Source organism: Arthrobacter oryzae (assembly GCF_037911235.1).
Classification (GTDB): domain Bacteria; phylum Actinomycetota; class Actinomycetes; order Actinomycetales; family Micrococcaceae; genus Arthrobacter; species Arthrobacter oryzae_E.
Window position 1 is genome coordinate 409015 of record NZ_JBBLYW010000065.1, and the last position, 13364, is coordinate 422378.

A 13364-nucleotide genomic window follows, 5' to 3' on the forward strand; every position below is an offset into this window, starting at 1 on the left:
GCGCCCGGCCCGATTATGCTTACGACTATGTCAACCAGCCTCCATCATCGCGCCATCGAACATCTGGGCACCCGCATCGTGAGCGGTGCACTGCCCCAGGGCCACGTGATGCTGGCTGAGCAACTCGAAGACGAGCTGAAGGTCTCGCGCTCCGTGGTGCGTGAAGCTGTCCGCGTCCTGCAGTCCCTCGGCCTGGTGGAAACCATCAAGCGCGTGGGCATCCGGGTGCTGCCGGCCAGCCGCTGGAACCCGTTCGATCCCCTGGTCATCCGCTGGCGCCTTGCCGGCGAGGGCCGCGGCGCCCAGCTCAGGTCCCTCGCGGAACTGCGTTCCGCCGTCGAGCCTGTCGCCGCCGAACTGGCCGCCGCAAATGCCCCCCAGGAGATCCGCAGGGAACTGCTGGACGTATCGCTGGCAATGCGCGACGCCGGAAAGGCCGGCAATGTGGCGGAGTTCCTACAGCTGGACATCCGCTTCCACTCCCTCCTCCTCACCGGGTCCGGCAACGAAATGTTCGCCAACCTCGTCGGGCAGGTGGCGGAAACCCTGACCGGCCGGACCGTCCACGGACTCATGCCGAACCATCCGCGTGAGACCGCCCTGCAGTGGCATGTGGACGTGGCGGAGGCCATCGCCGCAGGAAACGCCGCCGCGGCCCGTGAGGCTTCCGGCCGGATCATGCGCGAGACGATCTCCGAGATGGAAGCCAGCTGGCGGGACCAGCCCAGGACCTTCATCCCCCTGCGGAACAACTGAGCGCGAACGTACACTTGAGGCCCTTAGGGCAGGGCCGCAAGTGTACGTTCGCGCGGCTATTCTACTCAGGGCTGAAGTCCAGCAGCACCTTCCCGGATTCGGCCGAGTTCCCGGCCACTGCGAAGGCCTCAAGCGCGCGTCCAAGCGGGAACTCGTGGGTGACCACCGGGTCCACGAACAGCGTGCCGTCCGCGAGCGCATCGATGACCTCGTCGATTTCGGCGTTAAAGCGGAACGAACCCAGCAGCTCCAGTTCGCGGGTGATAGCCAGCGAGATCAGGACGGGCTGGGGCCCGGAAGGCAGCAGGCCCACCATCACCACCCTGCCGCCGCGGACAGCGCCCCTCAGGGCGGAGGCAAGCCCGTGGTGGCTGCCGGACGATTCGATGACCACGTCCGCCTCCACCGCGGCAATGGCCTCGGCTTCATCGCCCTTGAGGACCTCGTCGGCGCCGACGCCGAGGGCGATCCCGAGGGGTTTGGGGTGCATGTCCACGGCCACAATCCGCCGGGCGCCGGCGCGTTTGAGGACTGCTACAGCCAGCGCCCCGATGGGGCCGCTGCCGATCACCAGGGCCGTCTTTCCCCGGACGTCCCCGGCGCGGGCTACGGCATGCCAGGCAACACTGGCCGGCTCCGCCAGTGCGGCAGTCCGCAGGCTGAGGCCTTCGGGCAGCGGACGGAGCATCCGGGCGGGCAGGGTGGCGTAGCGGCTGAATGCACCGTCAGCGTGCGGGAAACGGGCGGCGCTGCCCAGGTAGGTGCAGCCCGGGGACAGGTTGGGCCGGTCTTCGGGATACCGTGCGGCGCCCGGGCCGGGCGTCGCCGGATGGACCGCCACCGGAGTACCTGCCGCAGGTCCCGTGCCGTCCGCCGCCGCATGCAGGACGGTACCCACAATTTCGTGCCCCAGGACCATGGGCGCACGGAGGACCGATTCCCCCGCTGCGCCGTGCAGCCAGTAATGGAGGTCCGAGCCGCAGATGCCGCCGAAGGCAACTTCCACCACCGCTTCGCCGGCACCTGGAACCGGGACGGGCACGTCTTCGATGCGCAGGTCGCCGGCCGCGTGGGCCACTACGGCTGCCGAAGTGGCAGGGAGTTCCTGGAGGCCGGGCATCAGACCACCACCGTCATTCCGCCGTCGATGAAGATGGTCTGGCCGTTCACGAAGTTGGACCCGTCAGAGGCCAGCCACACCGCTGGACCGGCCAAATCCTGCACAGTTCCCCAGCGGTTCGCCGGGGTCCGGCCCAGGATCCACGCGTTGAACTGCTCATCGTCCACCAAGTTCTGCGTCATCTCCGTGTGGATGTACCCCGGCGCGATCCCGTTGATCTGCAAGCCTGACGCCGCCCACTCCGCAGTCATGGCCCGGGTCAGGTTCCGCAACCCGCCCTTCGCCGCAATGTACGGGGCGATGGTGGGCCGTGCCAGGTCTGTTTGCACCGAGCAGATGTTGATGATCTTCCCGTGGCCGCGCGGGATCATGTGCCGCGCGGCTTCGCGTCCCACCAGGAACGCGCTGGTCAGGTCGGTGGAGATCACCCGTTCCCAGTCCTTGAGGTCCAGGTCCAGCATGGGAACGCGGTGTTGGATGCCCGCGTTGTTCACCAGGATCTCCAGCGGCCCCACGTTCTCCTCCACCCAGGCGATACCCCGCGCGGCCTCCGTGTCCTTCGTGACGTCGAACGCGCAGCTGTGCACCCGCCCCGGCGCGTACTCGGCAGCCATCGCGGCTTCGGCGGCTTTGAGCCGCTCCGGGTTGATGCCGTTGAGCACCACTGTGGCGCCGGCGTCGGCCAATGCCCGGGCCAGCGCGTTGCCGATCCCCCGGCTCGATCCGGTGACCAGCGCGGTCCGGCCTGTCAGGTCAAAAAGTCCACTCATCGTTTGCTGTTCCTCAATTGGTTGTGGCTGCTGGTTGCGACTGAGTCGCCGAGATTCGAAATTGTTTTACGGACGGCGGCGAGGTCGAGGTCTCCGAGCCCCTGACGCTTGAGTTCCGCGTACAGTTCGACGCCGGCCGCTGCCATGGGTACGGCGGCCCCCACGGCGGCCGCACTTTCCAGCACGAAGGAAAGATCCTTGTGCATGAACTTGGCCGGTCCGGTCGGTTCATAGTCCTTCGCGGCGAGGCGGGGCCCGACGATATCCAGGACCCTGCTGCCGGCCAGCCCTCCGGACAGGACTTCGTACAACGCCTCAACGTCCATGCCCGAGCGTTCGGCGAGCTCGGCGGCTTCCGCAAGTGCCGCCGTCGTGGTTCCCACAATCAGTTGGTTGCAGGCTTTGGCCAGCGACCCGGAACCCAGCGGTCCCAGCCGCCGGACTGTGCTGCCTATGGCGTTGAAAAGGGGAAGGAGCCGCTGGAAGTCGTGCTCTTCCGCGCCTGCCATGACTGCCAATGTTCCGTCCTCGGCGCCTTTGGTGCCGCCGCTGACGGGCGCATCGACGACGACAGCGTTGCCCCGGCTCACGGCAGCGACCGTCGCCCCGAAGTCCCGGACAGCTGCCGGCGAAACGCTGCTCATGACCACGACGGCGGTACCGGGCTTGGGCGACTCTTCGGCCCAGAGCGCGAGGAGCCCGGCCGCCGCGTCTTCGATGTAGGACAGGTCAGGGAGCATAAAAATGATGACCGGCTCGTCACGGAGGGCTGCGACGTCTCCAGCGCGGACGCCGCCGCGGGCGGCGAACTCGTCCAATGCTGCTGCTGACCTGTTCCAGCCGGTGACGTTCCACCCGGCCTTCAGCAGGTTGGCTGCCATGCGGCCGCCCATCAGCCCCAGGCCGACGAAACCGGCCCTCTTTTCACTCAAAGTTTCGCTCAGATTAGGGTTTGCCTGCGCATCCATCGGCAGCGGCACCTCACTATATCGTGGTTAACGGTGGAAAAATCTGTTCAATATCCTAGCCTCCATTCAGTATGATGAACACTATGACGACTACAACCACCGTCGCAATCGCCGTCCCGCTCGAAGCTGAGCTGGTGGAGCGCATCCGCGCCGTAGACCCTTCCGTGACCGTCCTCTATGAGCCCGACCTCCTGCCGCCCGAACGCTTCCCCGCCGACCACACCGGCGACCCGGACTTCAAGCGCACGCCGGAGCAGGAGGAACGTTACTGGGACATGCTCAACAAGGCCGATGTCCTGTATGGCTTCCCCAACGAGAGCCCTGCCGGACTGGCCCGCATTGCCGGCAGCAACCCCCGGCTCCAGTGGATCCATGCAATGGCCGCAGGGGCCGGCGGAGCCGTCAAGGCTTCAGGACTGGAACAGGAAACCCTGCAGAAGTTCAAGGTCACCACGTCAGCCGGCGTGCATGCGCTGCCGCTTGCGGAGTTCGCAGCCCTGGGCATCCTCAACGGCTTCAAGCGCAGCGCCGAGCTCGCAGTGGACCAGGCAGCCAGGACCTGGCCTGAACTGCGAACGCCGACCCGCCTGGTGAACGGCTCCACCCTCGTGGTCACCGGCCTCGGCGAGATCGGACTGGAGACGGCCCGCATCGCCAGGGCGCTCGGCATGAAGGTCAGCGGCACGAAGCGGAACGTGGAGCCTATCGAGGGCATCGACGAGGTCGCCGGCAACGACTGCCTAGCCGCGCTGCTCGCCTCGGCTGACGCCGTCGTGAACACCCTCCCCGGCACGCCCTACACAGAGAAGCTGTTCAACCGCGAAGTTTTCGGCGCCATGAAACCGGGGACGGTCTTCGTGAACGTGGGCCGCGGCACCGTGGTGGACGAGGACGCACTCCTGGAGGCGCTCGACAACGGACAGGTGGGGTATGCCTGCCTCGACGTTTTTGCCGTCGAACCCCTGCCGCAGGACAGCCCGCTCTGGAACCACCCCAAGGTGATGGTGTCCCCGCACACCTCGGCGCTGAGCGCGGCGGAGAACCGGCTGATCGCCGAACGCTTCAGCAGCAACCTGCGCACGTTCCTCGACGGCGGGGAACTCCCCCACCTCGTGGATACCGTGCACTTCTACTAAGCCGGACTATTGCCGCCGTGCCCGCTCGACGTCTGAAGCGCTGGCGCCCTGGCCCCGGGCAGCAAGCCCGGCCACCACGCCGTCGATGTCGGCGTCGGGCCGGTTCTGGCTGAGCTTGGCCTTCGCTTCGATCCTGGTGATGACAAGTTCCAGGCCAACGACGGCGCGCAGCTGTCCGGAGATGTAGCGCTCCGGTGCATCGTCCACGCTCCACGGGTGGTCGAAGCCTGCTTCGTTGACGTCGGTCAGCCGCCTGACCTGGCCGGCGAGCCAGGCCGGGTCGTCATGGATCACCAGCGTGCCGTAGACGTGCGCCGTGGAGTAGTTCCAGGTGGGCACTACGCGCCCGTGCTCGGCTTTCGAGGCGTACCAGGACGGTGAGATGTAGGCGTCAGCGCCCTGGATGATGGCAAGTGCTTCTCCGATCACCGGCTCGGACCACTGCGCATTGTTCCGGGCAACGTGGGTGTGCAGGGCGCCGTGTTTGCCGATCGAGGGGTCGAAAACGAAGGGCAGCAGCGTGGCAAGCAGGCCCTGCGGGGTCATGGTGACGAGGTTGGCCGCTGCCGGCCGGGTCAGGAGGTCGCGAATCGCGTCGGGTCCGGCTGCGAAGTGGGCTGGGGTGTACACGGTGCTAATCCTTTGCGGGCTGGAGGGATCTTGTGGCGTGCGGAACGGCGGATGGAGCGGCTTTCGGCGCGGCGGCCGGCCGGAGCCGGCCCCGGACCCGGACGGCCGCGCCGGCGCAGAGGATGACGGCCAGGCCGCCGATGATGGTGGTCCAGGTCAGGGCCTCGCCCAGCAGGAGGGCTGCCCAGCAGATGCTCAGCACCGGCTGGATGAGCTGGATCTGGCTGACCTGGGCCATCGGACCGATGGCGAGCCCCCGGTACCAGGCGAAGAAGCCCAGGAACATGCTCACCACGCCGAGGTAGGCGAAGGCCGCCCACTGGATGGGCACGCCTGACGGCGGCTGCTGGGCCAGGGAGAGCATCGTCAGGAACACCATCAGCGGCGACGCCAGCACCAGCGCCCAGGACACGGTCTGCCAGGGGCCGAGTTCGCGGGCCAGGAGGCCGCCTTCCGCGTAGCCAATGGCCGCTGCCGCCACTGCGCCCAGGAGCAGCAGGTCCGCCGAGTGCAGTTGCCCGAATCCGCCGGACTGCATGGAGGCGAACGCGACGGCAGCCAGCGCGCCCGCACCGGTAATGACCCAAAACGCCACCGGCGGACGCTCGCGCCCCCGGAGGACGGCTGCCGTTGCCGTCGCGGCCGGGAGCAGCGCGATGACAACGGCACTGTGGCTGGCTGGCGTGGTGGTGAGGGCGAACGAGGTCAGCAAGGGAAACCCGATGACGACGCCGGCGGCCACCACCGCGAGGCGCGCCCACTGCACGCCACGGGGCAGCCGCTGCCGCGTGAGTGCCAGGGCGGAGATGGCGAGCACGGCCGCTGCCACCGCTCGGCCTGAACCGATGAAGAGCGGCGACATGCCCGCGACGGCGATCTTGGTGAACGGAACAGTGAACGAGAAGGCCGCTACTCCGAGGAGGCCCCATCCCAGCCCGGAAGACTGCTGGTTCAGTATCACTGGGCGAACTGGCGCAGTAGCGCTACTATGGTATCTCATGAACAACGATAGCAGTTCCCGGATTTCCGCGAAACTGCGGGAATGGATCACCAAGGCCCCACCAGGATCCAGGCTGCCCTCCACGCGGTCGCTGGTCGCTGAGTACCAGGCAAGTCCGGTCACAGTGCAGAAGGCCCTGCAGGCCCTCGCCGCGCAGGGCCTCATCGAAAGCCGGCCCGGCGTGGGGACGTTCGTCCGAGCCGTCCGGACGGCGCGCCCCTCGGACTACGGCTGGCAGACGGCGGCCCTGCGGTCACCGCTGGCGCCGCTTCCGGCGGCCTCCACCACCATGCGTGACGTGGCAAACGATGCCATTTCCTTCCATTCCGGCTACCCGGACCGGGAGCTTCTGCCAGAGCGGCTGGTGCGTGCCGCCCTTACCCGCGCAGCCCGCGGCGAAGCGGCGTTATCCCGTCCCCCCGCAGCGGGCCTGCCGGAACTGCAATCGTGGTTCGCCCACGAACTCGGCACGTCGACACCGGCCGGGACCACGCCACCCAACCCGAGCGACGTCGTCGTACTCCCGGGAAGCCAGAGCGGGCTCAGTTCCATTTTCAGCGCGCTAGCCGGCCGCGGACAGCCGCTGCTGATGGAATCCCCAACCTACTGGGGCGCCATCCTGGCAGCGGCGCAGGCCGGGGTCCGCGTGGTCCCGGTACCCAGCGGACCGGACGGCCCCGACCCGGCGGAACTGGCACGGGCGTTCGACGAAACCGGAGCGCGCCTGTTCTACGCACAACCCAACTACGCCAACCCTACGGGTGCCCAATGGGCCGCAGGGCGGGGCGAAGAGGTCCTGGACGTGGTGCGCGCGAAGGGCGCCTTCCTGGTGGAGGACGACTGGGCACACGACTTCGGCATCACCACCAGTCCCGTGCCTGTCGCTTCCCGCGACGACTCGGGGCACGTGGTCTACCTTCGGTCGCTGACCAAGAGCGTATCCCCGGCCATCCGCATCGCCGCCGTCATCGCGCGCGGCCCGGCCCGTGAGCGCATCCTCGCGGACCGGGCAGCCGAGTCGATGTATGTCAGTGGCCTGCTCCAGGCCGCAGCACTCGACGTCGTGACGCAGCCGGGGTGGCAGACGCACCTGCGCAGCCTCCGCCACCAGCTGCAGTCGCGCCGCGATCTATTGGTCGCCAGCATGCGCGAGCATGCCCCGCAGGCACACATCGAACAGATCCCCAAGGGAGGCCTGAACCTTTGGGCGCGGCTGCCCGACGGTACCGACCTCGAACGGCTGGCACGCGACTGCGAAAGCGCCGGGGTCATCATCGCCGCCGGGCGGGAGTGGTTCCCGGCCGAACCTGCAGGCGCGTTCATCCGGCTCAACTACTCCGGGTCCAACCCGGGAGCCTTCCCGCAAGGCGCGAGGATCATCGGCCAGGCCCTCGAACGCAACAGCGCCTAGCCCCCCCGACAAAGGCCGCGGCTCCTTCCTGACGGAGGGAGCCGCGGCCTTGTGGTGGGGAATCTTGTGGCGTGGGTGCAGTTACGGCACTGCGGGGCCGTGCTAGCTTGCGTCCTCCGTGAGGATAAGGTCGCGCCCCACGGTCTCCGGGGTGAAGAAGGTGGTGCCGAACGAAATCAGTGCGAGAACCAGCGAGTAGATGGCGAGCACGAGCCAGGAGTGGTCCGTCGCGGCCAGGAGCGATGCGCCCACGAGGGGAACAAGCCCGCCGGCCATCACGGCGGAGAGTTCGCGGCTCATGGCCACCCCGGTGAAGCGGTACTGGGAACCGAACAGTTCAGGCAGGAGCGGGCACTGCGGGCCCAGCATGGACTGTACGCCGATGGCGATGCCCACCACCATGACCACCCAGACGAGGGTCACGTTGCCCAGCGTCACGAGGTAGAACGCCGGGAGGGCGATGACCGCCTGGAACAGTGCTCCGTAGCGGTAGACCGGCACACGTCCGTAACGGTCCGAGAGGGCGCCGAAGGTGACCACCATGACGGCGGCAAAGCCGGCGGCGATGAGCAGGCCCACGGGGCCAATGAACTTGTCCCCCGGGAATACACCGTCCTTGGCTGCCATGAAGGCGATCAGGAGTGCGGAGTAGATCGAGGAGTTGCCGTTCTCGCCCATGCGCAGGCCGATGCCGATCAGGACGTTCTTCTTCGAGTGCTTCCATAGCTGGCCGATGGGGTTCTTGACCACGTTCTTGTGTTTTTCCAGCTCCTGGAATACCGGCGTTTCCTTGAGCCGCAGCCGGATGAAGATGGCTACTGCAATCAGGAGGATGCTGGCCAGGAAGGGCACGCGCCACAACCAGCCTTCGAGGACGGCCTTGTCAGCCATGGCAATCAGTGCGAAAGTGCCGGCGCCCAGGAGGGTGCCCAGCTGGATGCCGACGAACGGCAGTGATGCGAAGAATCCACGACGGCGGCGCGGCGCTACTTCGGAAATCAGGGTGGTGGCACCGGCCTGTTCAGCCCCGGCGCCGAGGCCCTGGAGGATGCGCAGCGTTACCAGGAGGACCGCCCCCAGCATGCCGGCCTGCTCGAAGGTCGGCAGGAGGCCGATGGCGAAGCTCGCGGTTCCCATCAGGCCGATCGTGAGGATCAGGACCATTTTTCGGCCAAACCTGTCGCCGATGTAGCCAAAGATGACCCCGCCGAACGGACGGGCCGCAAACCCGACGCCATAGGTGGCGAAGGACGCGATCAGGGCGCCGTCTTCACCGAGGGGCTTGAAGAAAAGCGGTCCGAAGATCAAAGCCGACGCGAGGCCATAAATGTAGAAATCGTAGTACTCCAGAGCGGAGCCCACGGAGCTGGCAAGAGTTGCCCTCCGCAGTTGTTCCGGTTCGACGACGGCGCCGTCCGCATCCGCAAGCGGTGATTCAGTACGAGTTGTCACTAGCACTCCCTTAAGAACACTCCAGACCCCCGTTGGTCTGGTGGGATAGCGACGGCACCGGTGGTGTCGATCACTATATTGAACAGAGTACAGCACCATGAACAGTTCGCCAATGATGAAATCCGATTTATTTCCCGGGGAGTGAATGACCGGCCCTGCCGGGGCCTGTTAGCCCATGGGGTTGCCCAGTGAACGAGCCAGTTCCTGCAGCTCTTTGACCATCATGGCGCCCTGCTCCTGGGAGTAGGTTGCCTTCAAGGCGGTGACGGACAGTCCCAGGCTGGGCCCGTGGGCTCCCCTGGTGGGAACCGCAACCGCAAGGCACACCACGCCGGTGGTCGACTCTTCATCCTCGAAGGCGAAGCCCTGCTCCCGGATGACCGGCAGTTGTTTCTTGAATTCGGCGCCGGTCCGAAGCGATTTGGGAGTCAGCACCGGCAATTCAGCATCATCGGGAAACATCTCGTCGATGTCATGGTCGTGCAGTCGCGCGATGAGCGCTTTGCCCACGGCGCACAACGACACAGGCATCTTGTCACCAATATTCGAGGTGAGCCTGACCGCAGGGTGTCCTTCATACCGGGCCAGGTAGATCACGTTGGTTCCGTCCAGCATGGCGATACGTACAGTTTCGCCGGACAAGGTGGGAGCCTGTTCGCAGAATCGGTAGAACTCCTGGACCTCGTCCAGCCGGCTCAGGTAGGCGGCGCCGAGTTCAACAAGTTTGCGCCCGAGCGTAAAGTCGGCCCCCTGCCGGTTGATGAGGCGCGCCTCCTCCAGCGCCAGCAGGAGATTCGATGTTGACGACTTGGGAATGCCTAGTTCCCGCGAAAGGTCGCTCAGCGTGAGCCTGCCTGTGGCGGAGGCAGCCAGGGCCTCCAGCACGGCAGCGGCCCTCGTCACGGCTGGCGCGGGGGACGCACTCCCCAGTCCGTCGGAGGTGCGGGGAGCCCGGGAATCGGCCATGATTCTCCTTCAGTTAAAAGCGCGTCCGTTAATGCGCCGTTCATTCAGGTCTGTTCATTCAGCTGAACAGTAACCATCATAATGTGTGGGCCCCGGTTTTGGGCCCGGGCGGAGACCTCCTACGGGCTTGTTCCAGGGCAGGACCTTTGACCCTTGGAGGGCGCGGCGCGTCATGCCTCAAAATCTTTCACATTTCGAAAAATTCACTGTATATTCAATTGCAAGCCTTCCACCGCGGCATCCCCCAATAGCCGCGGTGGAAGGCTTTTCCAATGCCTGGGCGGCTTTCCTGTTCGGCGAATCACGCGGCGTCGGCAACAGCCTCCCTCAGCCGCCAGCCTCCGCCGAGTCCGTCGCGGATCAGTTCCATGGTGGTCAGTGCCGACTTTTCGTTGCTGCCCAGCCTCGCCTGGACCTGCCACACTTCGATATCCACTCTTCCCAGACCCCTGGGCATCCTGCGCTCAGCCTCCCACCAGCTGACGCGCTCAAACCAGCGGACCGGCTCCGCGCCGACGGTCCATTCCCGTCCGCCGCGGAGTACAGACAGCGGCCGCCCGTCCGGGGCCATCCTCATCATGACGTGTTCCATGCCGCCACACTAGGGAGGGGGTCGGACATTTTTCTGCACTGGCAGCCATGACAAAAACCCCGCCACGACCGGCCTGTTCGGCCTGCTGTGACGGGGTTTCGTTGGTGGGTCCTACCGGGATCGAACCGATGACATCCACGGTGTAAACGTGGCGCTCTACCAGCTGAGCTAAAGACCCAAACCGTGGTCTCGGCGCCTCAGCGCTTCAACCAACGAACAGCAACTGTACCGGATGGAACCGGCGGAACGCCAATCGGCCGCCCCTTCCGCCCTGCGGTGAGGCAAAGGTCACAGGTCCGGCAGTTCGGCGGCCAACCACGTGAGCGATTCACTGACTCCGGCCTCCAGCTTGATCGTGGCCAGGTCGTCCCCCCGCGTTGCTCCCCTGTTGATGATGACCACCGGCTTCTCCTGCTTGGCGGCGTGACGTACGAAGCGAAGGCCGCTCATGACCGTCAGTGAGGATCCGGCAACAACAAGGGCGCCGGCCTCGTCGACCATGGCGTAGGACCGCTCCACCCGGTCCTTGGGAACATTTTCACCGAAGTAGACAAAGTCGGGTTTCAGTGTGCCACCGCAGGCCGGACAGTGCGCCACGACGAAACTGCGGATGAGGACCGAGTCCTCCACGGTGGCGTCGGCGTCGGGCGCCATCTCCACCATGCCGTCAGCCAGGGCCTGTTCCAGGAATCCCGGGTTCAGTTCCTCCAGGACTCCGGCCAGCAGTGTCCTGCTATACCGCCGCGCGCAGGAAAGGCATGCCACCCGGTCGAAACGGCCATGGAGGTCAACCACGTTGACACTGCCGGCGTCTTCGTGGAGCCGGTCCACGTTCTGGGTAATGAGGCCGGTCAGCAGGCCGCGCTGCTCGAGCCGGGCAGCAGCCGCATGGCCGTCGTTAGGGTCAGCCCGCCGCAGGTGGGACCAGCCAATGTGGTTGCGCGCCCAGTACCGCTGGCGGTTCCCGGCGTGGCCGATGAACTCCTGGTACGTCATGGGCGCCCTTGGGGCCGCGTCGGGCCCCCGGTAGTCAGGAATGCCCGAGTCGGTGCTGAGGCCTGCCCCGGTGAGGAGGGCAAAGCGGTTTCCGGCCAGAGCGTCCCGAATTCCCTGGAGCACACCGAGTTCGTCTGGGGCAGGACTGGCAGCGCCCACCGGCGGCAGGCTGGCGAACCCAGTCATGCCAAGTCCGGGGTGCCGCTGCCTCATGCCGTCAGTTCCCGCCGAGCTCCGAGAGCGCCGCGCGGTAACCTGCCAGGTCGCGGGCCTGGCCGCGCGGATTCACCACGACGTACCGGACGATGCCGTCGGCGTCGATTATGAACGTGCCACGCTGCGCCATGCCGCTGTTGGGATCGAACACGCCGTATTGCGAAGCCACTTCGCCGTGCGGCCAGAAGTCTGCCAGCAGATCAAACCCGTAGCCCTCCTTCTCCGCGTACGCGCGCAGCGTAAATTTGCTGTCCACGGAAAGTGCCAGGACCGTGGCGTTCGCGTCCTCGAACAGCGCGAGGTTGTCCCGGATCTCACAGAGTTCGCCGGTACAGATTCCCGAGAAGGCGAACGGATAGAAAACGACGACGACGTTGCGTCCCCGTAGTTCCGACAGCCTGACAGGTTCACCGTACTGATTAACCAGTTCGAAGTCGGGGGCCGTCTCTCCGACGGCGGGAACGCTGGCCGCTGCTCCGGCATCCTGCACCGATTGCAGTTGCTGCAGCGTCACTTGTTCTTCCTGGTGACCAGGCGCGTTGCGCTCCAGTCCTTGGAGACACCCGCTGACGTGGTGAGGTGGAGCCCTGCCGTGGGTGCGGCCTCCTGGATCTCCGCCGGGGACACGTAGCCGTGCCGCCCTGACTTCGGCGTGAGCACCCAGACAACGCCGTTCTCACTCAGGGTGGTCAGCGAATCCATCAGGGTGTCAATCAGGTCTCCGTCGCCGTCCCGCCACCAGAAAATGACGGCGTCCACCACGTCATGGTCGTCCTCATCAAGGAGCTCGGAACCGGTCAGGTCCTCAATATCATCACGTAAGTCGAAGTCGACGTCGTCGTCGTAACCGAACTCCTGAATCAGATCCCCGTTTTTGAAACCCAATTTTTCCGCCACATTTACCGAAGTGGCGGCGTCGGCCTCGCTCACGTGTTCCTCCAATGCTTAGTCATTTGCATAAATCTAGTGATTTCCATTACTACAAGCCAACACCCTTTGTGCCTGCTCTTCAAGCTGTTGCCCCGCGATCCCACTTATTCTGCGTCACACCCGGGGCCCGGCGCCGGTCCGGCAGGGCCGCGATCCGTCACACAACCAGTATGACGTCAAATACGACAGGGACGTCAGGCAGCGGCTACGCATCGGCCAGCACTCACAGCTAGAGTGGCTGATGACGACTATGCCGACGGGGCGATCGCCCTGGATTTTTAAGGCTATAGACGTGATAGGACCCTGCCCGGCGCACATGACCGGGCTGTTGTAACCGATACGTCGCACACGTCGCGTTCATGCCAGGCAGTTACCCTGCCGGACCTGAGTGCGCCGATGCATGCGCGCAAAGAGAGGTTGG

14 protein-coding genes and 1 tRNA gene are annotated in these 13364 nt (G+C 65.8%); 3 read left to right on the forward strand and 12 right to left on the reverse strand.

Annotation, left to right across the window (positions count from 1 at the left end):
• Positions 1-27 precede the first annotated feature (27 nt).
• Complete coding sequence (locus WMN78_RS18900; protein WP_340535281.1) at positions 28-756, forward strand: FadR/GntR family transcriptional regulator; 729 nt, start codon at positions 28-30, stop codon at positions 754-756.
• Between the two features lie 61 nt (positions 757-817).
• On the opposite strand, the gene WMN78_RS18905 is transcribed toward WMN78_RS18900, so the two are convergent.
• Genes WMN78_RS18905 through WMN78_RS18915 form a run of 3 tightly spaced genes read right to left on the reverse strand, consistent with a single transcriptional unit; the run spans position 818 to position 3614 of the window.
• A complete protein-coding gene (locus tag WMN78_RS18905; RefSeq protein WP_340535282.1) occupies positions 818-1876 on the reverse strand; it encodes an L-idonate 5-dehydrogenase in 1059 nt (352 codons plus the stop codon).
• Positions 1876-2646 (reverse strand): SDR family oxidoreductase, encoded by a 771-nt coding sequence (locus WMN78_RS18910; protein ID WP_340535283.1) that lies wholly within the window; start codon positions 2644-2646, stop codon positions 1876-1878. The genes WMN78_RS18905 and WMN78_RS18910 overlap by 1 nt, the downstream gene beginning before the upstream one ends.
• Positions 2643-3614, reverse strand: a complete 972-nt coding sequence (locus tag WMN78_RS18915) for an NAD(P)-dependent oxidoreductase (protein ID WP_425341172.1) — start codon at positions 3612-3614, stop codon at positions 2643-2645. The genes WMN78_RS18910 and WMN78_RS18915 overlap by 4 nt, the downstream gene beginning before the upstream one ends.
• A gap of 71 nt (positions 3615-3685) precedes the next feature.
• On the opposite strand from WMN78_RS18915, the gene WMN78_RS18920 reads away from it, so the two are divergent.
• Positions 3686-4750 (forward strand): D-2-hydroxyacid dehydrogenase, encoded by a 1065-nt coding sequence (locus tag WMN78_RS18920; protein WP_340535285.1) that lies wholly within the window; start codon positions 3686-3688, stop codon positions 4748-4750.
• Between the two features lie 6 nt (positions 4751-4756).
• Here WMN78_RS18920 and WMN78_RS18925 read toward each other — a convergent pair whose 3' ends face one another.
• Together WMN78_RS18925 and WMN78_RS18930 are read right to left on the reverse strand one after the other, a co-directional pair.
• Positions 4757-5380 (reverse strand): FMN-binding negative transcriptional regulator, encoded by a 624-nt coding sequence (locus WMN78_RS18925; RefSeq protein ID WP_340535286.1) that lies wholly within the window; start codon positions 5378-5380, stop codon positions 4757-4759.
• A gap of 4 nt (positions 5381-5384) precedes the next feature.
• The gene (locus WMN78_RS18930; protein WP_340535287.1) at positions 5385-6380 is read right to left on the reverse strand and encodes a DMT family transporter; all 996 of its coding nucleotides are present in this window, start codon (positions 6378-6380) and stop codon (positions 5385-5387) included.
• Between WMN78_RS18930 and WMN78_RS18935 the strand changes: the two genes are divergently transcribed.
• Positions 6379-7791: a PLP-dependent aminotransferase family protein gene (locus WMN78_RS18935; protein ID WP_340535288.1), complete on the forward strand. Its 1413-nt coding sequence runs from the start codon at positions 6379-6381 to the stop codon at positions 7789-7791. The two genes, WMN78_RS18930 and WMN78_RS18935, sit on opposite strands and share 2 nt — an antisense overlap.
• A gap of 102 nt (positions 7792-7893) precedes the next feature.
• Here WMN78_RS18935 and WMN78_RS18940 read toward each other — a convergent pair whose 3' ends face one another.
• From WMN78_RS18940 to WMN78_RS18970, 7 genes are all read right to left on the reverse strand, one after another.
• A complete protein-coding gene (locus WMN78_RS18940) occupies positions 7894-9243 on the reverse strand; it encodes an MFS transporter (RefSeq protein WP_340535289.1) in 1350 nt (449 codons plus the stop codon).
• A 168-nt stretch (positions 9244-9411) separates the two neighbouring features.
• Complete coding sequence (locus tag WMN78_RS18945; protein ID WP_340535290.1) at positions 9412-10209, reverse strand: IclR family transcriptional regulator; 798 nt, start codon at positions 10207-10209, stop codon at positions 9412-9414.
• A 301-nt stretch (positions 10210-10510) separates the two neighbouring features.
• The gene (locus tag WMN78_RS18950; RefSeq protein WP_340535291.1) at positions 10511-10801 is read right to left on the reverse strand and encodes a hypothetical protein; all 291 of its coding nucleotides are present in this window, start codon (positions 10799-10801) and stop codon (positions 10511-10513) included.
• A gap of 102 nt (positions 10802-10903) precedes the next feature.
• Positions 10904-10979 (reverse strand) — tRNA-Val (locus WMN78_RS18955).
• Between the two features lie 110 nt (positions 10980-11089).
• Positions 11090-12010, reverse strand: coding sequence for an NAD-dependent protein deacetylase (locus tag WMN78_RS18960; RefSeq protein ID WP_340535292.1), 921 nt, complete (start codon positions 12008-12010; stop codon positions 11090-11092).
• Between the two features lie 4 nt (positions 12011-12014).
• A complete protein-coding gene (locus WMN78_RS18965) occupies positions 12015-12527 on the reverse strand; it encodes a peroxiredoxin (protein ID WP_425341173.1) in 513 nt (170 codons plus the stop codon).
• A complete protein-coding gene (locus WMN78_RS18970) occupies positions 12524-12943 on the reverse strand; it encodes a DUF3052 domain-containing protein (protein WP_043482300.1) in 420 nt (139 codons plus the stop codon). The genes WMN78_RS18965 and WMN78_RS18970 overlap by 4 nt, the downstream gene beginning before the upstream one ends.
• Between the last annotated feature and the right edge of the window lie 421 nt (positions 12944-13364).